At 69.1% G+C, this 23,297-nt stretch carries 19 protein-coding genes; 10 read left to right on the top strand and 9 right to left on the bottom strand.

Annotated elements, in window-relative coordinates:
- Positions 1–183: 183 nt before the first annotated feature.
- The 4 genes from DB30_RS24235 to DB30_RS24220 form a co-directional block, all read right to left on the bottom strand.
- Positions 184–891, bottom strand: a complete 708-nt coding sequence (locus DB30_RS24235; protein WP_052553034.1) for a hypothetical protein — start codon at positions 889–891, stop codon at positions 184–186.
- Positions 888–2,411 (bottom strand): hypothetical protein, encoded by a 1,524-nt coding sequence (locus DB30_RS24230; RefSeq protein ID WP_165703924.1) that lies wholly within the window; start codon positions 2,409–2,411, stop codon positions 888–890. The genes DB30_RS24235 and DB30_RS24230 overlap by 4 nt, the downstream gene beginning before the upstream one ends.
- 11 nt (positions 2,412–2,422) lie before the next feature.
- Entirely contained in the window at positions 2,423–3,193 is a 771-nt protein-coding gene (locus DB30_RS24225) for a hypothetical protein (RefSeq protein WP_205633050.1), read from the bottom strand.
- A 151-nt stretch (positions 3,194–3,344) separates the two neighbouring features.
- Complete coding sequence (locus DB30_RS24220) at positions 3,345–5,138, bottom strand: TolC family protein (RefSeq protein ID WP_146660387.1); 1,794 nt, start codon at positions 5,136–5,138, stop codon at positions 3,345–3,347.
- Positions 5,139–5,550: 412 nt separating this feature from the next.
- On the opposite strand from DB30_RS24220, the gene ygfZ reads away from it, so the two are divergent.
- A complete protein-coding gene (gene ygfZ, locus DB30_RS24215) occupies positions 5,551–6,495 on the top strand; it encodes a CAF17-like 4Fe-4S cluster assembly/insertion protein YgfZ (protein WP_052553030.1) in 945 nt (314 codons plus the stop codon).
- 9 nt (positions 6,496–6,504) lie between these two features.
- Here the strand turns inward: ygfZ and DB30_RS24210 are convergent, their stop codons facing one another.
- The 3 genes from DB30_RS24210 to DB30_RS24200 all read right to left on the bottom strand — a co-directional run bounded on the left by DB30_RS24210 (position 6,505) and on the right by DB30_RS24200 (position 9,809).
- Entirely contained in the window at positions 6,505–8,025 is a 1,521-nt protein-coding gene (locus DB30_RS24210; RefSeq protein ID WP_052553029.1) for a phytoene desaturase family protein, read from the bottom strand.
- 27 nt (positions 8,026–8,052) lie between these two features.
- Positions 8,053–9,138, bottom strand: coding sequence for a phosphoribosylformylglycinamidine cyclo-ligase (gene purM, locus DB30_RS24205; protein WP_052553027.1), 1,086 nt, complete (start codon positions 9,136–9,138; stop codon positions 8,053–8,055).
- Between the two features lie 83 nt (positions 9,139–9,221).
- Positions 9,222–9,809, bottom strand: a complete 588-nt coding sequence (locus tag DB30_RS24200; RefSeq protein WP_052553026.1) for a hypothetical protein — start codon at positions 9,807–9,809, stop codon at positions 9,222–9,224.
- 203 nt (positions 9,810–10,012) lie between these two features.
- On the opposite strand from DB30_RS24200, the gene accD reads away from it, so the two are divergent.
- From accD to DB30_RS24185, 3 genes are all read left to right on the top strand, one after another.
- The gene (gene accD, locus DB30_RS24195; protein ID WP_052553025.1) at positions 10,013–10,933 is read left to right on the top strand and encodes an acetyl-CoA carboxylase, carboxyltransferase subunit beta; all 921 of its coding nucleotides are present in this window, start codon (positions 10,013–10,015) and stop codon (positions 10,931–10,933) included.
- Between the two features lie 6 nt (positions 10,934–10,939).
- Positions 10,940–12,184, top strand: coding sequence for a bifunctional folylpolyglutamate synthase/dihydrofolate synthase (locus tag DB30_RS24190; RefSeq protein WP_052553024.1), 1,245 nt, complete (start codon positions 10,940–10,942; stop codon positions 12,182–12,184).
- 129 nt (positions 12,185–12,313) lie between these two features.
- Positions 12,314–13,120 (top strand): AMIN domain-containing protein, encoded by an 807-nt coding sequence (locus DB30_RS24185; RefSeq protein WP_146660383.1) that lies wholly within the window; start codon positions 12,314–12,316, stop codon positions 13,118–13,120.
- Positions 13,121–13,125: 5 nt separating this feature from the next.
- Here the strand turns inward: DB30_RS24185 and DB30_RS24180 are convergent, their stop codons facing one another.
- Both DB30_RS24180 and mazG read right to left on the bottom strand, forming a co-directional pair.
- Positions 13,126–13,725, bottom strand: coding sequence for a hypothetical protein (locus tag DB30_RS24180; protein ID WP_146660380.1), 600 nt, complete (start codon positions 13,723–13,725; stop codon positions 13,126–13,128).
- A 263-nt stretch (positions 13,726–13,988) separates the two neighbouring features.
- Positions 13,989–14,900, bottom strand: coding sequence for a nucleoside triphosphate pyrophosphohydrolase (gene mazG / locus DB30_RS24175; RefSeq protein ID WP_052553020.1), 912 nt, complete (start codon positions 14,898–14,900; stop codon positions 13,989–13,991).
- Between the two features lie 313 nt (positions 14,901–15,213).
- Here mazG and DB30_RS24170 point away from each other — a divergent pair, with 313 nt between their 5' ends.
- From DB30_RS24170 to DB30_RS24145, 6 genes are all read left to right on the top strand, one after another.
- The gene (locus DB30_RS24170) at positions 15,214–16,314 is read left to right on the top strand and encodes a PhoH family protein (RefSeq protein WP_240480316.1); all 1,101 of its coding nucleotides are present in this window, start codon (positions 15,214–15,216) and stop codon (positions 16,312–16,314) included.
- 2 nt (positions 16,315–16,316) lie between these two features.
- The gene (locus tag DB30_RS24165; protein WP_052553017.1) at positions 16,317–18,047 is read left to right on the top strand and encodes a metallopeptidase TldD-related protein; all 1,731 of its coding nucleotides are present in this window, start codon (positions 16,317–16,319) and stop codon (positions 18,045–18,047) included.
- 188 nt (positions 18,048–18,235) lie between these two features.
- Positions 18,236–20,167 carry an HD family phosphohydrolase gene (locus tag DB30_RS24160; protein WP_052553015.1) on the top strand — a complete coding sequence of 644 codons (1,932 nt, stop codon included), beginning with the start codon at positions 18,236–18,238 and terminating at the stop codon, positions 20,165–20,167.
- The gene (ybeY, locus tag DB30_RS24155) at positions 20,167–20,730 is read left to right on the top strand and encodes an rRNA maturation RNase YbeY (protein WP_052553012.1); all 564 of its coding nucleotides are present in this window, start codon (positions 20,167–20,169) and stop codon (positions 20,728–20,730) included. The genes DB30_RS24160 and ybeY overlap by 1 nt, the downstream gene beginning before the upstream one ends.
- Before the next feature lie 156 nt (positions 20,731–20,886).
- Entirely contained in the window at positions 20,887–21,852 is a 966-nt protein-coding gene (locus DB30_RS24150) for an isoaspartyl peptidase/L-asparaginase family protein (RefSeq protein ID WP_052553011.1), read from the top strand.
- Between the two features lie 64 nt (positions 21,853–21,916).
- Complete coding sequence (locus tag DB30_RS24145; RefSeq protein ID WP_052553010.1) at positions 21,917–23,203, top strand: hypothetical protein; 1,287 nt, start codon at positions 21,917–21,919, stop codon at positions 23,201–23,203.
- The last annotated feature ends 94 nt before the right edge of the window (positions 23,204–23,297 follow it).

Below are 23,297 nucleotides of genomic sequence, written 5' to 3'. Positions count from 1 at the left end.
GCTCGCCCGCGACTCGTGACATCGACTTGTGGGGGATATGCCTCCACGCGAACTAGGCGCCGCGGGCTGTATCACGCGGGTCCACGGGATCTGCCGAGGGGACGCGAAACCTGGGCGTTCGCGGGGGGCGTGGCGCGCCCCCCCGAGATCTTCGCCAACCGTGACGCCGAGATGTTCGAGCCGTCAGTCACCCAGGTACCAAGGTACGTCGGCCGACTGCGCCAGTCGCTGCGCCGCCGCGTACGCGATGTCGAGCTCGCTCATGCTGGCGAGCTCGAGGCCGTCGAAGGCCCGGGCCGGGTACCGCACCAGCTGCACGCGAGCCTCGTCCTCCGCCAGCGTGTCGTCCCATGCGCCCGTCGCAAGTGAAGGAAGGACGGAGATCGGCACCGTACCGAGCGCGAAGAAGGCCTCGACTTCCTCGCTTCCCGGGGCCCGGAACTCCCCTTCGATCCACGTGACCACGTCGGGCTCGTCGCCCACGGGCAGCCGGCCCAGGACTTGGTAGACGTCGCAGTAGGGCAGGCCGCTGCCCTCGCCCGTCCCGATGGTGGTGACGTCCGCCTCGGTGAGCTCCTCGACGATCTCGTGGGTCACGACCGAGACGTCGTGGTCGAAGGGGTGCGAACGCTCCCGCTCGCACGCGATCAGCTCGATGCTGGTGCTGCTCTGCACCCAGCGCGAGACCCAAACCTCGTAGCCGAGGTCGGTGACAAATCGGCGCCGGCCGCCGTCGAAGCTGGCCCCGTCCCAGTCGACGGCCAGCTCGTAGTGCACCACCGTCGCGGCCAGCACCTTGGGCGGCGACGCGTCCTGCTCGAGGTCGCAGGCCGCCAGCGTGGCGACCCACGATCCCCAAACGAGGCAGCGGAGCGCGGCGCGCCGGATCACGGCATCGGCCCCGGTCCGGGCGGGGACCCGGCGTCCAAGCGGATGTAGGTGTCATCGAGGGCGCTCTCGGTCGGCTCGCCCCGGTAGCACGCGTTCACATACGGGAAGCTTGGCGTGCCGACGTATCGGTAGCCGTCGGCCGTCTCCACACCGTTGCAGCGATCGAGGTAGACGTACCCGTCGGTCTCGATGACCGACGGGTGCTCGACATACTCGTGCCCACACCAACTGTAGTTGGCGCTGACGCATCGGTCTTCCATCTGTACGGCACCCTCGCCGTCTTGAACCAGCAGCGGCTGGCAAAACAGGCCGCAGTCGTTGCCCGAGCAGCAGTCACTTTGTTGGGTGCACGCGTCGAGCTCGCGGCCAAGATGGCTGCTCGCGACGGCGGCCTCGGTGATGTCGGGGTCGCCGGCCGCGTCGTTCGCAAACCGCCCCAGCCCGCCGTACACGTAGCTCGACCGCGCCCGCCGCAGGTCCACGCAGGTGCCCTGCTCGTCCCGCTCCATGCACAGGCACGTGCCCGTGAGCGGATACCCGTCGTAGGACCACCCAAGGATGTCGGACTCGGCGGCGCAGTCCTGGGCATCGAGGTCCTCGACGACGAAGGCGGCCGCACCGGTGGCGTAGGAGTTCACCGGCCGACTCTGCTCGTCCTGCTCGAGGCAGACCTCGTTGAGCCAGTGGTTGTGCGTGATCGCTGCGGGGTGCGTGCCGCAGAAGTCGACGAACAGCGTGTTCGCGTCCCCGTAGGCGCGAAACAGCGGGGACCCGTAGGGATCGGGCCGCGCCTCTTCGCAGGGAGCGAACAGGGGCACCCCGGTGATGACCGTGCCGGTCTGGCCGTAGCACAGGACCTTGTGGACCACGGTCTCGCCGTCGGTCACGTGCGTCGCCCCGGTGACCTGGCTTCCGTCCTCGCTCTCGAAGTAGCAGTGAGAAAATGGCGGGAAGGTGGGCGTGACCGCTTGCACCTCCATGCTCAGGGCCGCCTCGCAGCCCTCGATGTCCTCCCAGGGATCCGCCGGGGCGGTCACGTCCGCTGGCTGCGAGACGAGCGGCACCCGATGGACGATCGGCGTGTCGACCGTGTCGAAGATTGGCTGGGCCTGGGGATCGTAGTGGGGCAGGGCGTTCGAGGCGATGTACGCGTAGTCATCGTCACACAACACTTCGACACAGGGCTCCGCGACGTTGGACCCGTCGGCGCCCACCACGGACGGCCCCGTGATCGAGATGCCCTCGAAGCTCATCAGGCTCGCGTGGATTTCGTAGCCGCGCCCCTCGCAGCTGCCAAGCTGATCGAGGGTCACCTCGGGGAAGAAGTCACTGAGCATCTCCCAACCCGAGCAGTCGCCGGCTTCCCCTGGCGTGGTCCCCGTGTCTTCGCCTGTGGTGGTCCCCGTCTCTCCGGACTCGCCCTCGTCTCCAACGTCGGCGTCGGCACCGTCAACACCGTCAACACATGCGCCAAGACAGAGGCAGCCCACGAACATCAATGATTTTGTCGAGATCGTCATGGTCTTGCTCCTCATCCTTCGACCGTCACGCGGCACAGCAGGGTGTTGTGGGTCTCGAGGTCGGCTCCCCAGATGAACTGCGCGTCCGGGTCCCAGCTGATCTCGTTGTATCCCTCCTTTGGTTGGACTTGCTCCGAGGTGTAGACGCTCGGTGCCACCCACGCCGCGTCGTCGAACGCCGCTGACTTCCACCCGTCAGGCTCTTCGCCGATCTCCCACTCGCAGTCATCGAGGGGAGACGCGGAGCTCTCGCACTCCTTGTTGAGCGGCGCCTCGTGAATCGTCAAGCAGCGCCAGCTGGCGTCGCTCACCACCACGCGCTCCCCGGACTCCATGTCGGTCACTTGCATGATGTAGCCGCCGTCGCCCATTTGCTGGTTCGGCTCGCCGATGTACTCGAGGCCCGAGTCGTTCTCGATGAAGTCCTTCATGATGACGTTCAGGCCGAACGGCGGCGTGGCCTCGAAGCTGAAGATCTCGGCGTTGAAGGAGCGCTCTTGCGTGATCGGCTCCGCGTCCTCCATCAAGAGCGTCTCGTCGAGGTACATCGAAGACCAGTTGTCGGCCCAGACCTCGACCTGGTAGCTGCGCAACGCCGTACCGGGGTCCTCGTCACCCGTCGCGGTGTTGCTCTCGTCGGCGGAGCTGTCGGTGTCGGTGTCGGTGTCGGACGTGTCATCCGCTGTCTCGCCATCCGAGCCAGCCGAAGAACACGCACAAATTAGGAAACTGAGAGTCGAGATCTGGCCGTATCGAAGGAAGGACCGATGGGAGCGCTTCATGGCGCGGGGTTGAGCAAGGCTCGTGCCAGCCCCGAACACCAACAACGACTCTGATCCAGGCCACGATTCATCCAGCGATCGGCGGAACCTGCCGAGTGGGCAGGCAGGTCTTGCACACGAGCATGCTCGACGTCCCGAAGACCCGCGCGGCTCAGTGGGCGGTCAGAGGCACACCCACCGCGCGGCTGAGTCGGGCCAGCGCGGTGTTGCGGTTCATCACCGCCTCGAACCGCTGAAACTCGAACTCCGCCCACTTCGTCAGCGCCTTGCGGAGCTCCTCGAAGTTGCTCGCGCCGATCGTCCCGCTGGTCTGCTCGGAGATCACCAACCGCCACGACTTGTCGCGCGCGAGCTCGGCGAAGCGCAGCTGCTGCTCGGCGTCGATCACCCCGCGGTAGGCGTCTTCGACATCGAGCGCCAGCAACCGCTGGGCGACCTCGCGCTTGTACTCGGCCTCGCGTCGCTGGGCGCGGGCCCGCTGCAGCGCGAACGCGTTGTTGTGAAAGTCCAGGTTCCAGCTCATGCCGAGCCCAAGGAACACGTTCGAGTAGTTGAGCCGCCCCGTGTAGTTGAGCGTGCGCATGTCCGGCGAGGCCTTGTTGGCGTAGCCGTAGCCAAGCTTCACGACGGCCCCGATGTCCGGCAAAAAATTGCTGCGCGCGAGCTTCTCTTGGACCTTGCGGGCTTCGACGCCAGCGTCGGCCAGCTTGGCCTCGGGCCGGTTCTTCAGGGCCAGCGCCTTGTAGTGATCGAGCTCGGCGAGCCCGCCCTCGATCGTGTCGGGGATCAGGCGTTGCTCGGCGACGTCGAACCCGCGCGGGGCCGCGCTGCCGGCGATCGCCCACAGGCTGGCCAGCGCTTTCGCTTCGATCAGTCGAGCCTCGCGCATGCGCCCGGCCAGCTCGATCTCGCCGACCTCGAGCCGGGTCAGATCGTCGGGATCGCGATCGGGGTTGAGCGACTCGGGATCGGCGTCGAACGCTGGCTCGCCGTCGGGCCCGATCCCCAGATCCGCCTGGATCTTCAGGCGCTCGCCCGCGATGATCCCCCACGCTTCGTCGAGGATCGCAATGCTCTCGCGCGCGAGCAGCAACCCGGCGTGGGCCTCGTAGATGCGCAGCAGCGTCTCTTGCTCGGTCGCCAGCTTCTGCAGGGTCGCCAGCTCGACGCCGACCGTGGCGAGCCGCTTGGCGTTGATGATCTTGCCGAAGGTGTAGATCGGCACGACGAACTCCGCGGTCAGTCGCAGCGAGATCCCAGCCTTGGCGATCCGGGAGAAGTACCCCCCAACCGACTGGAGGTCCGCGGGGGCGTCACTGCCGTCGGGGCCCAGGCCCGTCGCCGGATCGCCGGCAGCCCGGCAATACTGATAGGAGAACGGGCCGTCCTCACCTTGCAGCGACACGTCGTCGCACTCGATCGCCGCGCCCGGGGTCAGCACCGCGGACGTGCGCACCACGGGCACCCACGCGAACTTGGCCATGCGAAGCAGCGCCCGCATGGCCTCGATGTTTTGATCGGCCGCCTTGACGTAGGGGTTGTCGAGTCCGTAGCGGACGATCTGCTCGCGGCTCAGCGCTGGGATCCCGGTTGGGCGCGGGCCGTAGGCATCCTCGCGGGTCGAGGGCGGCATCTCGAACAGGGCGCGCACGGGATCATCGGTGCCCAGCAGCGACCCTTGGGATCCCGGTGGCCCGCTGAACACCAGCGGCGGCGCGTGCCCCGTGCGTGGCTCGGGCAGCTTGGGCGAGGCCGGCGCGGGACCATCGAGCACGGGCGCCGGGACGCTCGGACCTTCGACCGCCGCCGCGTCGTTCACAGGATCCGCAGGGGAGGGGGGCGGCGCCGCGGCAACCGGTCGCGCGGCGAGCCACGCCAGCGTCAGACAAGCGAGCGCGACCCGGGGGCGGCCACGGGCCGGGACTCGCTCACGGGGCGATCGCATCGGCAACCCCTACACCGCCGCTCCAAGCCCCGCAAGTTGTGTATGACCCCCACATACGCCTTCGCACTTCGCAGGTCACTCGCTGCGCTCGCTCCCACCGGGCTGGCAGTACGCGGGGGCATGATTGGCCCCCTTGGAGGGGGCTCTCGTAGTGCTGGGGGGACGGTGTTGTCGTCCGCCACATACGCCTTCGCGCTTCGCAGGTCACTCGCTGCGCTCGCTCCCACCGGGCTGGCTGTACGCGGGGGCATCATTGCCCCCTGGAAGCCCTGAAAGGGGGCTCTCGTGGTGCCTGGGGACGCTTTCGTCGTCTGCCCCATGGGCGTTCGCACTTCGCAGAGCAGTCGCGCGATACCTCCCACCGCGCGGGCTGTCTGTTGCGGGCCCCGACCAGGCTTGTCATGGTGCAGGCGTGACCGCGACGATCCGCCACGCTCTGCTCGCCACGCTCCCGCACCAAGCTCGCGCGGTGGTCCGCGTCACAGGCGACGACGCCACGCGTTTTCTCCAGGGCTTGCTCAGCGCCGACGTCGGTGAGCTCACACCTGGGCGGGCGACGGCGGCCACGCTGCTCACGGTCAAGGGCAAGATCATCAGCGAGGTCGTGGTCTTGGCGGTCGCCGAGGACGAACCCTGGCTGCTGCTGCCCGCCGAGATCGCGCCCGTGGTGACCGCCAAGCTCGACGCCCACATCATCATGGACGACGTCGAGCTCGAGCCGCTGGCGGATCATCAGTGTGCGATCGCGTGGACGGACAGCGGCGCGCTGACGCCCGAGCAGCTCGGGCCGCTGCCCGCTGGCGTTCGCGCGTTCGCGGGCTCGCATCCGTTGCCGGGGGTGTTGGTGGTGGGTCCCACGCCAGGCCTGGCCACGCTGGAGAACCTGGGCGAAGCCGCCAACGCCGACCAGTTCACGGCGGCCCGCGTGACCCACGGGCGTCCAGCCTGGGGCTTCGAGATCGCAGCGGATCGGTTCCCGCCCGAGGTTGGTTTCGTCGACGCCGTGTCCTACGACAAGGGCTGCTTCTTGGGTCAAGAGCCGCTCTCGCGCATTCACAACCGCGGGAAGGTCAACCGCGTGATGGTCCGGGTCAAGCTGTCGGCGCTGCCAGAGTCGGGTCTGCCGATCGGGCTGCAGGTCGAGGGCGCGGACCCAGCGGCAGAGATCGGTCAGCTGACCAGTCACACCCAGGCGCTCGAGGGCCTGGCGATCGTTCGCCGCGCCCACGCCAAGCCGGGGACGCAGCTGCGAGCAGGCGCGCTGTCGGTCACGGTTCAGAGCCCGCCGCTGGGCGACGATCCAGGTCGGGCGGGTCGCCAGCAAGCGGCGACCGTGACCCTTGGCGGCCGCCGCTGAGCCGCCAGCTCAGCCGCGTCCAAGAAACAGATTGCGCCCAAGGCCCGCGCGCCCAGCCGCCGCGACCGCGCCCGCGGCCGCCCAGCCAGCCGCGAACTCCCCCTCGAGCCCAAGCCCGGGGTAGGTCATGCGTGACGCGAAGTACAGGTTCTTGATCCCCGACGAGTGTGGCAGCAAGCCCACGCCAAGACTGGGCTCGGCGCCCCGCAGCCGGTACAGCGGGTCCATCGGCACGCGCAGGGCGGTGTCGGCCCCGAGCGCCTCGAGCCGCTGCCCCGCGCCGTCGGTCGCCTCGCGGCCGTCGTGGGGCGAGTGGATCAGCCGCAGCCACGGCCGCGCGAAGGGCAGCACGCCGCGCTGCTCGAGCTCGTCGAGGATCCGCTCGCGGACGTCGTCGGTCGGCTCGTCCGGCCCGAGCATCCGCACGATCGACACGCTGCGCACGCCGTCTTGCGCCGGCCCTGGATCGAGCCGCAGGTAGGTCATGCCAACCCCCTCGGCCTGCGCCCGCGTCGGTACGCACACGACCAGCCCCTCGAGCCCCGGCCCGATCCCGCGCTCGTCGATGTCGAGGTGCAGCACGAACCGCCGGGCCGCGCTCTCGATGTTGTCGAGGCTGACCTGCAGCGGCTTGGGCAGCGAGGCGGCGACCAGCGGTCCGTCGATCAGCCGGCGTGGATCGGTGGCGATCAGCATGTGATCACAGCCGTAGCGATCGCGTTTGCCCAGCAAGGTGATGCCCTTGACCCGCCCGCGCTTGTGCATGACCTCGGCGATCCGCAGGTTCGACTTGACCTCGCCGGACTTGAGCTCGATCCGCTGAAGCAGCTGCTCGCGCAGCCCTGGCGCGCCGCCGCTGCGATCTTCGGGGCCGCGCGCCCACAGCCTCGAGATCCGCAAGCTCGCGGCCTTGCCCAGCTGCCCTGGGCCCAGGTGCTGCAGCCAAGCCTCGAGCGCGCGCGACTGGACCCGCAGCGGGTGGTCGGGGCCCAGCGGTCCAAGCTCGTCGAAGTCGGCGGCCGGCAGTTGGCTGGACACCCGGGCCAAGAACCGTCGGCTCCAAAACCCATCGGGGACCAGCGCGCTGTCGGAGCCAAGCAGCTCGTCGAGCAGCTCGTCGGTCGCCTCGCTCCACTGCTGGCGGTGCTCCCAGGCCTCGGCGACGGGATCGTCAGGCCACTCGCGGTGGACCTCTCGCAGCCAGCTCGCGTCGGTCGGCGCGGCGTCGAGGCGGTGCTCGGCCAGCGCGTAGTGCAGCAGCTCACCCAGCGGCCGGTGCTCGCGGCGGATCTGCGTCCACAGGCCGAGCTCCTCGAACACCCGCTGCACCGCCGGACACCCCAAGTGCACGAGCGGGGCCGTGTCGAGCGAGAAGCCCCGACGCGCGAGCCGGTAGCGCCCGTCGATCGGACCGTGGGGGATCACCAGCACCCGCTTGCCTCGCCGGGCAACCAACGCGGCCGCGACCAGCCCGGCGAAGTCGGTGCCGAGCACGATCAGGTCGTAGTGGTTGGTCGTCGCGCTCGCCAAAATGGAGGCCCAAACGTGAGGCTTAGTCTAGCAGCGGCGGATGGTGCCCGTGACGCGAACGGCGGGGTCCTTCGGTCCCCGGGCCACCACCCGGCCCACGGGCACCGCGGGCTGCCCAGCGGCATCGCACGCGGCCAGGACCTCGTCGGCGCGGCTTGGGTCAACCACCAAGAGCATGCCGATCCCGCAGTTGAAGGTCCGCAACATCTCGTCGTGGGCGACCCCACACGCGGCGACCGCCCGCAGCACCGCCGGTTGCTCGATCGGGTCGAGATCAATCTCGATCGTGAGCCCGTCGTGGATCGCGCGCGGTGGGTTCTCGATCAGGCCGCCGCCGGTGATGTGCGCGGCCGCGTGGACCGGTCCGCCCGTGAGCGCGCGCAGGGCCGCGAACGCTGGCTCATAAATTCGCGTGGGCTCGAGCAGCGCCTCGCCAACCGTCGCGGGGTCTTCGGGCCCCGCGCCCGGGAGCGGATCTCCGAGCTCCAAGCCACCGTGCTCCGCCGACAACAACGCCTTGCGGGCCAGCGAGTAGCCGTTGCTGTGGAGCCCCGAGCTGGGCAGCGCCAAGACCAGATCTCCTGCTTGGCTGCGCTGCGGGCCCCAGATCTCATCACGCTCGACCACCCCGACGGCCGTCGCGGCGAGATCGTAGTGGCCATCTGCGTACATGCCCGGAAGCTCGGCGGTCTCACCCCCCAGCAGCGCGCACCCGGCTTGCCGACAGCCCGCGACCACTCCCGAGACCAGCTGCTCGATCTTGCCGGGCTCGAGCCGGCCGGTCGCCACGTAGTCGAGCAAGAACAGCGGCCGGGCGCCCGTGCACAGCAGGTCGTTGACGTTCATCGCGACCAGATCAATGCCGACGCTGTGGTGCTGATCGAGGGCGATCGCCACCAGGATCTTGGTGCCAACGCCGTCCGTGCACGAGACCAGCACCGGCTCGCGCAGGCCGCTCGGCAGCGCCATCATGCCCGCGAAGCCGCCGAGCCCGTCGATCTGCTCGGGTCGCCGGGTGGTCTCGACCAGCGCCTTGATCCGCCGCACGGCCTCGTTTCCGGCCTCGATGTCGACGCCCGCGCTCGCGTAGGTCAGTGGCTTGGCGTCGCTCATCTGCGCCGACTTACCAAGCGCCCTGGGGGACCGCAAACCCACGAATGACCGGGTCGTGCGAGGGCCGCCGCCATGGGCCAAGGCTACCCGAACAAGCCCTCGAGGATCGCCAGCATGTGGCGGCGCGCGGGCAGCGTGCTGTCGGCGGCCAGCCACTGCTCGAACGCCTCCATCAGCGCGATCGTGATCGCGGGGCGGTCGGCCAGGGGATCGGCGACGGCACCGGGGCGCTGGGCTTCCAGCAGCGGGCGCAGGCGCTCGGCGTACTCTTCGAGCAGCGCCATGTACTCGCGCTTGAGATCCGCGCTGAGCCGCTGGCGTGCCCACTGCGCGACCGAGGTCATGATCCGATCGACGAGCACCTCGACCTCGGCCGGCGGCACCTGCATGTATGTGGAGCTGGGCAGCATCGCAAAGCCCGACATCAGCCGCGACGCGAGCTCGAGCGCCTGGCGATCTTCGCTGCGCATCACCGGCCACGCGGTTCGCTCACGCATGACGATGAAGGCCACGTAGAGCCCGTCGATCCCGTATTCGTCGGACACGCCAACCACCCGCCGGACCGCGCTGCCGCTGTAGCGCTCGAAGATGTTCTGCAGCGCGCGCCCCACGGACGCCAACGACCCCTGGGGGAGGGTTGGGCCTGCCGTGTCTTGATGCAGATCTGCCACCGACTGCCAGGGTCCCGCCGCGAGCCGTCCCGACGAGTCGGGAGTGTCGGTTTGCTTACGGGCGATACTCACGAACCGACGTGCCTCCAGGCTTCGCTTGGACGAGCGAACTCGATGAGCGCGAAGCTTTGCACGCCTTGCGTGCGAGTTGTGCCAAGGGGATGATACCGCGGCCGCGCTCACGCGGACGGGAATTAGAGACCATGGCCTGGTGGCGACGCAAAAAAGACGCTCTCGAGCGACCTGAACCCGGCGGCAAAGTGTCCGTGCCGGCTGGTCTGTGGACCAAGTGTGACTCCTGTAGCGAAATTACCTACACCGAGGAGCTGGTTCAGAACCTGCGGGTGTGTCCGGTCTGCGGTCACCACCACGTGATGCCAACCGACGAGCGGATCGCCACGACCGTCGATCCTGGCAGCTGGGTCGAGCACCACGAGCAGCTGTGCTCGGGTGACCCGCTCGAGTTCACGGACTCCAAGCGCTACAAAGATCGGCTGGTCGCGGCGACCCGGAAGAGCGGCCGCAACGACGCGTTCGTGTGCGGCACGGGCCGGATCGACGGCGTCGAAGCCTCGCTCGGGTTCTTCGCCTTCGAGTTCATGGGCGGCTCGATGGGCTCGGTGGTCGGGGAGAAGGTCACCTTGGTGTTCGAGCGCGCGCTCGAGCAGGGCATCCCGGCGCTGGTGTTCTCGGCCTCGGGCGGCGCGCGCATGCAAGAGGGGATCTTGTCGCTCATGCAGATGGCCAAGACCTCGGCGGCCCGCGCCAAGCTGCGCGAGGCCGGGCTTCCGTATATCTCGGTGCTGCTGCATCCGACCACGGGCGGCGTCGCGGCCAGCTTCGCGTTTCTTGGTGATCTGATCATCGCGGAGCCCCGCGCGCTGATCGGCTTCGCCGGCCCGCGCGTGATCCAGCAGACGATCGGCCAAGAGCTGCCCGAGGGGTTCCAGCGCAGTGAATTCTTGCTCGAGCACGGCATGATCGATCGCATCGTCAGCCGGCTCGAGATGCGTGATCAGATCGGTCTGTTGTTGCGGCTGCTCGGGTTTGGCGAGGACATCCCCCGCGCCAATCAAACCATGACCGACGGCGTGATCATCCGCGACGACGCCGGCGCGAGCTGAGAGCCCATGAACCTCGACTGGCGCGCGGCCTTGTTCGCCCGCAGGACGATCGGTGTTCGCTTGGGCCTCGACGCGCTCGAGCGAGTCCTCGACGCGCTGCTGCCCGGGCTGCGCGAGCATCCCCCGTTCGCGGTCGTGCAGATCGTGGGCACCAACGGCAAGGGCTCGACCGCGGCGATGCTCGACCATGGGCTACGCAAGCTGCGCAGGGGACCGGTCGGGCTGTTCACCAGCCCGCACCTCGAGCGGATCGGCGAGCGCATTCGCATTGATGGCCAGGCGATCGCGGACGAACGCGTCCAGGCCGGCGTCGATCGGATCGCCGCCGTCGAGGCCACGCTCGGGGTCTCGCTGACCTTCTTCGAGGTCCTGACCGCGATCGCCTTGCTGCACTTTGTCGACGCTGGTTGTCGCGTCGTCGTGCTCGAGGCGGGGCTGGGGGGGCGGCTCGACGCGACGACGGCCGTGCACGCCGACATCGTTGGCTTCGCACACTTCGCGCTGGATCATCAGTCCTACCTCGGGGACACGCTCGAGTTGATCGCCGCCGAGAAAGCGGCGGTGATCCGCGGGCGGATCCCGGTGTTCAGCGTGGAGCAGGCGCCGGCCGCTCGAGCCGCGATCGAGCAGCGATCGCGCGAGCGCGGAGCCGAGCTGGAATTCGTCACACCCCTGGCCGAGCCGCCCACGGGCCTGCTCGGTCACCACCAACGCCACAACGCCGCGCTGGCCCTGGGGTTGTTGCGTTGGTTCGTGCGAACCGCCAAGCCTGCCCACCTAGACGGTGTCCGCTGGGCGGGGCGGCTCGAGCAGGTCGAGCTTGGCGAGGGCAAGCTCTGGCTCGACGTGGCGCACAACCTCGACGGCGTCGAGGCGCTGTGCGCTGCGCTGCGCGAGCTTCAGATCCAGCCGCGGGCGATCGTGTTTGGGACCATGGCAGACAAGCCGGCGCCGGCGATGGCGGCGAAGCTGCGCGAGCTCGGTCCGCTGCTCTTGGTGCCACCAGCAGGGGAGGGGGCGTTCGATCTAGCGACCGTGGCCAGGCCCGACGAGCCGCGCTTTCCCAGCCCCGCCGACCCGCAGCTGCTCGCGGCGATCGAGCGCGCGGTCGCGGGCGGCGCCAGCGTGCTCGTCTGTGGATCCCACTTTTTGGTGGGGGCCATGCGCGCACGAACAGCGGCCTCCACGTCTGCGAGCGGGCTCGATGGCCCCGAGCTGAGCGATCCCGTGACCCGTCGGCCGAACGGCTGAACGGCTGATCGGTGAACAGCGGGGATCCGGCGGGGATCCGGCGGGGCTCCGGGCGGGATCAGGCCGAGATCGGACCCACTCCGGCAGATTGCTTGGAAAAGTCGCCCATGCCTGGCTACGATCACCTCGATGGGCCCTCGACGCTTAGTGGTGACCTCTGGAACTGCAGCCCTGCTCTTGGTCGCCGGCTCGGCATGGGCGGGGCCACCTCCGCCACCGCCAACCAGCGGCGACCCAGAGATCGGGCGCACCAACGCGGCCCCACCTCCGCCAACCAGCAGCCGGATCGAGACCACGCCCGCGGATCCGCTGGTCATTGATCAGCGCACCCCCGACACCGACCTGAAGACCAATTGGTCCTACAGCCGGGGCAGCTCGCGGGCGCCCAACTACATCGGCTCCGTCGACGAAGATCCGTTCTACAGCGTCAACCCGATCGGCTACTACCAGGGGGTCTCGCTCGGCGGCGGAAACCTGCCTCCGTTCGCGCCCACCGAGGTTGGCGGGGCCTCGGCGGTGTTGACCTGGACCGGCTTCGAGCGGACCGAGGCGAGCTCGCGGGTGTTCTTTCAGCTCAGCGCCTCGGTTCAGCCAGACGTCACGGCCGAGGGCACGCGCGTGACGATCAAGCTCCCGCGGACCTCGGTCAAGATCCGCAACAACAGGCGCAAGCTGATCACCAAGTTCTTCAACACCCCTGTCAACGAGGTCAAGGTCGAGCGCACGGGCAAGGACGTGCGCATCGTCTTGGATCTGCGCTGGGAGGCGACGCCCGACTGGCGCTTCGAGGCCGGGCCCAACGGCTACACGGTGCTGGTGGTCGAGTTCGCGGACAGCCCCAACCAGACGCCAAGTGTCCCGCCGCCGCCTGCGGGTGGCGATGTCGAGCAAGGCTCGGACGGCAGCGGCCCGTTCTTGCCGAGCGGCGCCAAGTGACCCCATCAGGCCGCCGGTAGCAGCGGCGGCGCACCGCGGGCGAGCTCGACGACCGCGACCGTGCCGCTGACCGCAGCGAGCAGGTACAGCGCGACCCCCAAGACCGGCGCGAGCCCACCGAACAGCGCCGCGGCGACCAGCCACTTGTGACGCATCGCGCGATCGATGCGGGCGTGGGTGGCGAGGTCCTGGACCATCGCGGCGAGCTGGGCTTCATCTTCCGGGGCCAGCGGTTGGGCCTGGGTCCGGGCTGGCAAGATCGAGTGGTTGCGCCACAGCAGCTGGGCGGTGAGGTCATGCAGGCGGGTGAGCTCGCGGTCCACGTCGCGCTCCGTCGCGGTGACGACGTTGACGGCGTATGTACGAACGCCCGGGATGTAGACCCGGGCGTGAGCGAGGCCGAGGGCAGCCTCGGCGAGGAAGTGGCGAGCGGTTGCGGCGCGACCTTGTTTGGCGTCTCGACCTTCATCGGGAGATCCGTCCAGGGTCAGCAAGGCCATGTGGAGGGCCTCGACGGCGACGCTCAGGTGGGGGGCAGCGCGCTTGTGACCGTCAGGTCCGAGGTGTCGGTAGCCGTGCAAGACCAAACTATTGGGGACCGCCATGCTCGCTCCTCTTGGATGATGGGCCGGAAAGGGTGGCCCTGCCAGCAGGCGCTGGCGTTGGGGCACCAGGTTGCAAATGAGAGGCCAGGGGCGAACGCGACCCTCGACCAGCGACCGCGGCGCGGTGGATGTCGAGGTCGTCCGATGAGACGGGTGTTCGGGCCCGGCCCCGTCCGTCCAACGGCAATCCCTGCCGTTGGTTGCAGCGCGGTCGAGATCACGCGCGACGACGCTGTCGCGGGTCACACGAGCTGGCGAGCGATCTAGCCAGGGTCATCGAGTCCGCGCTCGATCGCCTTGGCCTCGTCCCAGAACCCGTCGAGGATCTCGAGCCCCGCGGTCGTTGGATCAATTCCCTGCGCGTGGCAGCGCTGGATCACGTGGCCAAAGCGTCGCTCGAATTTGCGGTTGGTGCCCCGCAGCGCGGCCTCGGCCTCGATCCCGAGCTTGGTTCCAAGTCGCACCAGCACGAACAGAAGGTCGCCGAACTCCTCTTCGATCGCCGCGGGATCTCCCGCCTGGATCGCCGCCTCGAGCTCGTCGAATTCTTCGTGAGACTTGCGCAGCGGGCCAGCGACGTCAGGCCAATCGAAGCCGACGGCGGCGGCCTTGTTCTGCAGTCGCCACGCTCGCTGGATCGCCGGCAACGAAGCGGGCACACCCGCGAGCGGGGTGGGGATGTGTGGATCCGTCGAGGCTCCCGACTTGGACTTGGCCCTGGCCGCAGTGGCTGCTCGCTCGGCGGCCTTGATCTGGGCCCAGTTGGCCTCGACCTGTGCGGGGGTCATCTGCGGATCAGCCCCGTCTGGGCCAAACACGTGCGGGTGTCGACGCAGCATCTTGCTGCGGATCGCCTCGATCACGCCGTCGAGATCAAATTGCTGCTCGCGCTCGCGCAGCGCCGCGTGAAAGACGATCTGAAACAGCAAGTCCCCGAGCTCGCGGCGGTGCTCGTCGGGGTCGTCGTGATCGAGGGCCTCGAGCACCTCGTGGGCCTCCTCGAGCAGGTACGGACGCAAGCTGGCGAGCGACTGGTCGCGGTCCCAAGGGCACCCGTTTTCGCCGAGCAGTCGGTCCATCAGGTCGCGCACGCCGTCGAGTCCATCCCGGAGGCCGTGAACGCGGTGATCGATGACCTCGTCGGGGTCGCAAGGGTGGGGTGATTCGTCAGCCAAGACCGGTCTCGCTCGTGTGTGGTGGGTCGCAGGCGGGGGCCGCGGGGTCCACGTTGACCGGCGGCCGCGGCGTGGTAGCTTGTCGCCCCTCGTGCAATACCACGACCATCAGGCCGCCGAGCCCACGGGAACCTTCGCTTGCCGGCAGCCTTGTTGAGAATTTTTGCAGCTGGGGCGAGGGCTCCTCACCCGCTCGCGGACCGCGTTCATGGGCTGGTTCATCCCTGGGGACCTCGCGTGGCTCCACTGATGACCGCTCGCGCCCGTTTGGCGGCGGCTGCCAACGGGGCCATGCTGGGAAGGGATATATAATTTGAGCTCCGAGACCCGAAAGCTGGTGTTCAACGATCAGCGCGCGCTGCAGCTCGTGCTTGGCTCCCCGTCCGAGTCCAAGCGGGTCGTCGCCGAGCTCGAGCGCGCGACCGGGGTGGCCCTGCACGTGCGTGGCACCGAGGTCACCCTCGCGGGCGACCCAGACGGCTTCGATCTGGTCAGCCGCCTGCTCGAGCAGATGTTCAGCCTGGCCCGCGCTGGGCGCCCCATGCTGCCCACCGACGTCGCGCGTGGCATCGAGATCCTGCGGCAGGATCCCAACGCCGTGCTCACCGGCGTCTACGACGACGTCATCATCGCCAAGAGCAGCGGCAAGAACATCGCGCCGCGCAGCCTCGCGCAAAAGCGATACGTCGACGCCATGCGCCGCAACAACCTGGTGTTTGGCGTGGGCCCGGCGGGCACTGGCAAGACCTTCCTCGCCGTCGCAATGGCGGTCCGTCGGCTGCAGGACAAGCAGGTCCGCCGGATCATCCTCAGTCGCCCCGCCGTCGAAGCTGGTGAGAACCTGGGGTTCTTGCCCGGCACCCTCGAAGAGAAGGTCAGCCCGTACATGCGCCCGCTCTACGACGGCCTGTACGACATGCTCGATGGTCCCAAGGTCCAGCGCATGATGGAGCAGGGCGTGATCGAGGTGGCCCCGCTGGCCTACATGCGCGGGCGTACGCTCAACGACGCGTTCGTGATCCTCGACGAGGCTCAAAACACCACGCGTGAACAAATGAAGATGCTGCTCACGCGGATCGGCGTGGGCACGTTCACGGTCGTCACGGGTGACCCCTCGCAGCGTGACCTCGAAGGCCGCGAGCGGAGCGGGCTCAACCATGCGATCCGGGTGCTCTCGGGCATCTCGTCCGTGTCGGTCTGCCCGTTCAGCCCCAACGACGTGATGCGGCACCCGCTCGTGCAAGACATCGTGCGCGCCTACGAGGCAGACACCCGCGAGCGTGCTGAGCGACGCGACGGCCGGCGTGGCCACGCCAACGGTGCCGGCCCGAATCAACCCTCGTCCCAACCCAACAACAACAATGGGCAGGGCGAGCAGGCGTCGAGCGACGCCGGACTCGACGGCGACAAGTGAGCGTGAGCGATCCTATCCTCGACGCGATGGCGGCCGAGCTGCAGCGCTCGCGCCAGGGCCTGCGCGTGCCCGGCAGCCCGCGGCCGTATCACCTGCGCTACGTGCTGCGAAGGCGCCGCGAGCTGATCCTGGAGGCGGCCCATGGCTCGCTGATGCGCCGCCGCGACCGCGAGACGGGCAACCTCGCCGTCGACGTGCGCGTGGGCTCGCACGAGTTCGACAACGTGCTCGACGGCGGCCTCGCGGGTGAAGAGTCCGAGCGCGAGAGCGCCGATTGGCTGCTCGCGCCCGACGATCTCGAGCCGATGGCGCTGCGTTGCGCGCTGTGGAAGCTGACCCAGATCAAGTTCGACGAGGCGCTCGAGGACTACTACGAGCACCGCAAGGCCATGATCTCGGAGTACCTGCGCGACGAGGTCTCGAGCTTCACCCGCGAGCAGCCGACCCGCCACATCGAGCCCCTCGATGACACGCCGCTGCCGATCGATCGCTGGGCGCAGGAGCTCGTCACGCTCTCGCGCCGCTTGCTGGATCACCCAGAGTTCTACGACCCAACCGTGTGCATCCGTGGTGAACGCATGCACCGCTGGCTGGTCGACAGCGAGGGCAGCCTGGTGCGCAGCTCGGATCTCTGGCTCGAGTTCGAGATCCGTGGGTTCGTGCTGACCGACGACGGCGTCTACGTCGAGGTCAACCGCACGTGGCCAGGGCGCTCGATCGACGAGATGCTCGACGCGGCGACCATGGCCACGCTGTTCGACGAGGTCATCGCCGAGCTCCACGAGCTGCGCGAGGCCGGCAGCCCCGGCTCGTTCATTGGTCCCGCGCTGCTCTCGGGCCAAGCCGCCAGCACGATGTTCCACGAGGCCCTTGGCCACCGCCTCGAGGGCAACCGCCTGGTCGCGCGCGGCGAGACCCGAACCTTCGCCCACATGCTCGGCGAGCGGATCTTGCCGATCGGGCTCCACGTAGTCGACGATCCAACTGTCCAACTCCTCGCCGGGCGGTCGCTGTGGGGCAGCTATCGGGTCGACGATGAGGGCGTGATCGCCCAGCGCGCCGAGCTGGTCCGCGACGGGGTCTTGGTCGGCTTTCTTCGCAACCGCACGCCGCTGCCGACGAATCAGGCCGAACACGCGGAGCCGGGCAAGCGCAAGCCACCCGGGCGATCAAATGGCCATGGCCGGACCGCGGGCGTCGAGCGGCCGATGGCTCGGATGGGCAACCTCATCGTCGAGAGCGATCCGCAGCATCACGCCACCACGGCCCAGCTCGAGGCCCAGCTCGTCGAGCTCGCGCGGGCCCAGGGTCGCCGTCACGCCGCGATCATCCACCGGGTCCGGGCGGGCGAGACGGCCACGGACAGCTACGACTTCCAGGTGTTCAAGGGCGAGCTCGCCCACGTCGAGCTGCTCGACGTCGAGACCGGCGCGCGCCGGCGGGTCCGCGATCTCGAGCTCATCGGTACGCCGCTGTCGGCGCTGCAACGAATCGTCTCGTTTGGCGGAGAGCTCGGCGTCGACCACGGCTACTGCTACGCCGAGAGCGGATCGGTCCCAGTCGGCGGCGTCGCCCCGGCGATCTTGCTGTCAGAGGTGGAGCTGCAGCAGGCCAGCCGCACCGGGTTTCACGAGCCGCTGCTGCCGCCGCCGTTCGCGGACGACGGATCGGGCGGCCGCGAGGGGCGGCTGCGTGAGCGGGGCCGTCGTCGGCGCCGGCGCAGCTCGCCGTGATCGACCGTCCGAAGTCGGCGCACCAGAGTTGCTGCTAACGAGCCTGCGCCTCGAGGAATCGCTGGCAGTTTTTCAGCTCGGGCGAGGGCTTCTCGCCCGCTTGCAGGCGGCACTCGCAGACTGGTTCACCAGGGGGCAGCGAACATGTTCGGGGAATCCGCGCGATGGCGGCTATAATCGAGCGCCCCATGGATGAGCCCGTCACCGCGCCGATCGGCGAGTTCGCAGGGGTGCTTGCCCGCATCGAGCGTCGCTTTGATCCCGCCCAGATCGAGCGAGTCGGTCAGGACAGCGTGCGAATCCACCAGCGCGGCGCCGAGCTGGCTGTGCTCGCCGCCGGCGCTGAGCTGACCCCCGGTTTCGACGTCGCGCTGATCGTCGGTGCCAGCGACGCCTTGGCCAGGGCGCTCGTGCGCTTGGCTGGCGAGCGCGTGCAACTCTTGCAGCTACCGGCCACAGCGCTCGTCGTCGATCACGCGATCCGGTCGGGCCTCAGCGCGGCCCGCCAGCGGCGGCGCGCCGAGATGGTCGACAAGCTGCTCGACGTCGGCGCGGCGCTCGTCGCCGAGCGTGACCCAGGCCTGCTGCTCGAGCTGATCCTGACGGAGGCCCGGCGGATCACCGGCGCTGACGCGGGCTCGATCTACGTGGTCGAGGTTCCGAAAGAAGAGGGCCAAGACAGCGAGTCCTCCAGCCGCGCGACCAAGCCGCCAAAGCTGCGGTTTCGGTTCGCAGAGAACGCTTCGCTGCCCAACGTCCGGTTCGACAGCTTCGAGCTGGCGATCAACGAGAGCTCGGTCGTCGGGGCCTGCGTGCTGACGGGCGAGCCGATCGCCCTGCGCGACTGCTACAGCCCGGACGTCGCCGACCGCAGCTGCAATGGGCGCAGCTTCCCCCACGATCGCAGCTTCGATCAGCGGCTCGGCTACCAGACCCGCTCGATGCTCACGGTCCCGATGCGGCCGCCCGACGGCGAGGTGCTCGGCGCGATCCAGCTGATCAACGCCCGCATGAACCCCCACGACACCCGGCCGCTGCGCGAGCCCGAGGACTTCGACCGCCGCGTGGTCCCGTTCGACGCCGAGGCCGAGCGCCTGTGTCGAGCGCTGGCGGCCCAGGGGGCGGTGGCGCTCGACAACACCCGGCTCTACGCCGAGATCGAGGCCTTGTTCGCTGGCTTCGTGCGCGCCAGCGTCAAGGCGATCGAGCAGCGGGATCCAACCACCAGCGGCCACAGCGAGCGCGTCGCGGCGCTGACCCTTGGGCTCGCGGAGGTCGTCGATCGCTCGGTCACCGGTTCGCTCGCCGAGCTCCGCTTCGATCGAGACGCCATGCGCGAGCTCGAGTACGCCGCGCTGCTCCACGACTTTGGCAAGGTCAGCGTGCGCGAGGACGTGCTGACCAAGGCCAAGAAGCTGTACCCCGAGCAGCGCGCCCGGGTCCTGAGCCGCTTCGATCACATGCGCACGGCGATGCGCCTGCACCTGCTGCAGAGCCGGCTGCGTGCGGGCGGTGACGAGGGCGAGAGCGAGGCCGAGTTCAACGCCCGGCTGATCGAGATGCTGGCCGAGGTCGATCAGCTGCAGGCGCTCGTCGAGGTCGCCAACGAGCCGTCGATCCTCAACGAAGACTGCTCGGCCGGCATTCGTGCCCTCGAGCAGCGGGCCTTCGACGACGGCGGTGACCGCCGGATCCAGCTGCTCGAGCCGAGCGACTTCGAGTCCTTGCTGATCTCTCGCGGCAGCCTGACCAACGCCGAACGCCTCGAGATCCAGAGCCACGTGAGCCACACCTTCGACTTCCTCGAGCAGATCCCCTGGGGCCGCAAGCTCACCCGTGTGCCCGACATCGCCGGCAAGCACCACGAGTACCTCGACGGCAGCGGCTACCCCCACGGGATTCGGGCGGCGCAGATCCCCATCCAGACCCGCATGATGACGATCGCCGACATCTTCGACGCGCTCACGGCCAAGGATCGGCCCTACAAGCGGGCGGTGCCGCTCGAGCGGGCCCTGTCGATCCTCGAGATGGAGGTCGACGCGGGCAAGCTCGACCGCGAGCTGTTCGAGGCCTTCGTTGGCGGGCAGGTCTACACCAAGATAACCTTGGCGCACTCGTGATGCTGGCAACGCCGTCGTTCATGGTCGCAGATCGCGTGCGCGAGCGGGTGCCCCCGCGGGTGCTCGCGCTGCTCGAGCGTCGCACCCGTCGCGCCGCGAAGCGGGTGGGGATCGACGCGGATCAGCTGCGGTGGCTGGGCTTGCGGATCGTCGACGACGCCGAGATGGCCGAGCTGCACCTGACGTACATGGGCGAGGCCGGGCCCACGGATGTGCTCTCGTTTCGGCCTGCGGTGCGGCTCGTCGGCGAGGGCGCGGGGGATCGCGGCTCGCTCGGTGATGTCGTGATCGACTGGGACGCCGTCGAGCGGCAAGCACGAGGATCTTCGCACGCCGCCCGCCTCGACGAGGCCACCGTGCTGATCGTGCATGGGCTCGTCCACCTGCTGGGTCACGATCATCGCGATCGCGGCGAGGGCCGACGCATGCATCGGGTCGAGCGACGCGTGCTTCGGGCCTTGCAGGTGGCGGATCCGCCCCGGCCCTACGCGGCGCGACTGCTTCGTTCACGCGACGCGATCGAGGACTGCGCAGACGATGACGAAGCAGGCGCCGAGGTCTGACTCTTCGATGAACCAGTCTACGAAGGCGTCCGCAAGCGGGCGAGAAGCCCTCGCCCGAGCTGAAAACAGCTCGCTGCCCAAGGCACCCCAGTCTACGAAGGCGTCCGCAAGCGGGCGAGAAGCCCTCGCCCGAGCTGAAAGCACCCGCGGCCCAAGGTGAACCGGTCTACGAAGGCGTCCGCAAGCGGGCGAGAAGCCCTCGCCCGAGCTGAAAACAGCCGCGGGCTGGTTCTGGTTCATGGTGGCGCTGGCACCAACGCCTTCGAGCTGCAGGAGGCCGCGGTCGCGGGGACCCGCCGCGCCGCCGCGCTTGGGCTCGCGCGCCTCGTCGAGCTCGGCGACAGCGAAGACGCTTGCGTCGAGGCGGTGATCGCTGCGGTCCGCAGCCTCGAGGACGACCCGGCGTTCAACGCGGGGCGGGGCGCCTGCATGACTGCGCTGGGCGAGTTCGAGGTCGACGCGGGGATCATGCGATCACGCGACCGCCAAACCGGCGCGGTCGCCAGCGTCCGCGAGCTCGCCAACGCCTGCGAGCTCGCCCGCGCGGTGATGGAGCGCAGCGACCACGCGCTCTTGGTCGGCGACGGGGCCCAGCGCTTCGGCGAAGCCTGCGGTGTCGGTCGCTTCGGCCGCGAGCTCTTGTGGACCGACAAGGCGCAGCAACGGTTCGAGCAGGCCCGCTCGGGCCAGACGCCGATCGACAACCGGGCCGACACGGTCGGGGCGATCGCCATGGATCGTCGCGGCCACCTGTGCGCGCTTGGGTCGACCGGCGGCGTGCTGTTCAAGCTGCCCGGCCGCGTTGGCGATACCCCGCTGATCGGCGCGGGCTTCTACGCCGACGCGACCCTCGGCGCCGCGCTGGGGACCGGCGTCGGCGAGGCGATCATGGGCCGCGTGGGGTGCTACGAGCTGCTGCGCCGGGCTGCCTCGGGCGTGGGTGTCCAGGCCGCTGCCGAGCAGCTGTGCCAGGAGATCCATCGTGACACGGGGGCCGCGGTGGGCTTCATCGCGGTGGGTCGGGACGGCACCGTGGGCATGGCCCACTGCAGCGCGCACATGAGCTGGGCGCTGGCCCGCGAAGGACACGAGATCACGGGCGCGCTGACGGTCGATCCCTGAGCGCGCCAAGCCCTGAGCGCGCCAAACCGCGTAGTGGCAGCCGCCACCGTGGTATGAGTGTTCGGTGCTCGCCTCGGCGATCGCGTGGACCTTGCTCTTCGCACCACCTGACGCGGTCCCGCCCGCGTCGGGCCCCGTGTCGGCGGCCGAGCCCCCAGCGTCAGCGGATGACAGCGCCGCGGTGTCAGAGCCGCCAACCCTGCTGCCACCGGGTACCTTGGTGCTCGCCCCGGCGCTGGCCGGCCCGTACCAGCTGTTCGACACCGAAGGTCTCCCCGTCGGCGCCCCGATCACCGTGGGGGAGGGCGCCAAACCGCCCGAGCTTCAGCTGCCGCCAGGCGTGTACTACCTCCACGGTCCCGCCGCGGTGGATCCGGTCGTCGTAGCCTCGGGCCTGCGCTTGGTCTGGGACGGCGAGCGCGTGCTCCCGGTCGAGGTCTGGGCGGCCGCCCAAGAAGCTCGCGCCCAAGAAGCTCGCGCCCAAGAGGCCCGCGTCGCAGCCGAGCTCGAGCGTGCGCAGCAAGTCCCGCCACCGTCCGCACCCGCGCCAACCTGGCGCGCGTGGGCGAGCCCGCTCGCGTCGACGCTCGTCCCCGGCGTCGGTCAGGTCCTCAACGGGCAGGGATACAAGGGCACCGGCCTGCTGTTTGGCACCGTTGGCACCACGATCGCCGCCGCGGCCCTGTTTCGGCTGGGCAACGACGGAACCCGTCCGCTCCCGGCCGAGTACGCTCGCTTGATCGGCTACGGCGTGTTCTCGAGCGCCGCGCCGCTGCTGTGGATCTACGCGATCACCGACGCCTATCGAGTCGCCACCAACAAAGAAGTCGAGCCCAAGCTCGACCATCAGCTGCGCCTGAGCGTGACTCGCATGATGACCGTGGGCTTTCGCGCCGACACCAGGCGCCCCGGTTTCTACGATGATTGGAGCGTCTCGCTCATGGGCCAGGCGACTCGCAGGCTCAGCGTCGGCGTCTCTGATCTCTCCGTCAAGCCAGGCGGCAGCACGGGGCCCCAAGTCTGGCAGCTTGGCGCGCGCCTCGACTACCGCGTGTTCGATCGCAAGCGCCTGTGGATCGATCTCGCGGCCGGCTCGATCCTGCAGGTCGCCGCCAACGGGGGTCGTGCGCCGCTCGACCCAGACGCCGCGCGCCCGCGTCGAACCACAAAATTTGGCGCGGTCCCGTACGCCCAGCTCGATCTACGCTACTTCGTGCTCGATCGGGTGTCCCTCGATCTGACCCCGCGCGTCGCCATCCCGCTCACCACTCGCTACTACTCGGCCAACCGAGCGCTGCCGCGCTACGCCGCGGAGCTCGAGCTTGGCGTCAGCCTCTCCACCTATTTTTGAGCTGCGAACTGTCATGTCAGCCGTCCAGCCCCCAATCCGCCCGCGCACGCGCAGCCTGATCAGCTTGGTGGTGGTGGCAGGGGCGGTGGCCGCG

It is taken from the genome of Enhygromyxa salina, from assembly GCF_000737335.2.
GTDB classification, from domain to species: Bacteria; Myxococcota_A; Polyangia; order Nannocystales; family Nannocystaceae; genus Plesiocystis; species Plesiocystis salina_C.
This window is presented reverse-complemented; position numbering and strand designations above follow the sequence as displayed.

Bases quoted from the DNA above. Each gene is read 5' to 3' on its own strand.
- ybeY (WP_052553012.1), top strand. From the start codon at position 20,167: ATGCTGGCAACGCCGTCGTTCATGGTCGCAGATCGCGTGCGCGAGCGG.
- purM (WP_052553027.1), bottom strand. From the start codon at position 9,138: ATGAGCGACGCCAAGCCACTGACCTACGCGAGCGCGGGCGTCGACATC.
- DB30_RS24180 (WP_146660380.1), bottom strand. From the start codon at position 13,725: ATGGCGGTCCCCAATAGTTTGGTCTTGCACGGCTACCGACACCTCGGA.
- DB30_RS24190 (WP_052553024.1), top strand. From the start codon at position 10,940: ATGAACCTCGACTGGCGCGCGGCCTTGTTCGCCCGCAGGACGATCGGT.
- DB30_RS24220 (WP_146660387.1), bottom strand. From the start codon at position 5,138: ATGCGATCGCCCCGTGAGCGAGTCCCGGCCCGTGGCCGCCCCCGGGTC.
- DB30_RS24230 (WP_165703924.1), bottom strand. From the start codon at position 2,411: ATGACGATCTCGACAAAATCATTGATGTTCGTGGGCTGCCTCTGTCTT.
- DB30_RS24185 (WP_146660383.1), top strand. From the start codon at position 12,314: ATGGGCCCTCGACGCTTAGTGGTGACCTCTGGAACTGCAGCCCTGCTC.
- DB30_RS24160 (WP_052553015.1), top strand. From the start codon at position 18,236: ATGGATGAGCCCGTCACCGCGCCGATCGGCGAGTTCGCAGGGGTGCTT.
- DB30_RS24225 (WP_205633050.1), bottom strand. From the start codon at position 3,193: ATGAAGCGCTCCCATCGGTCCTTCCTTCGATACGGCCAGATCTCGACT.
- accD (WP_052553025.1), top strand. From the start codon at position 10,013: ATGGCCTGGTGGCGACGCAAAAAAGACGCTCTCGAGCGACCTGAACCC.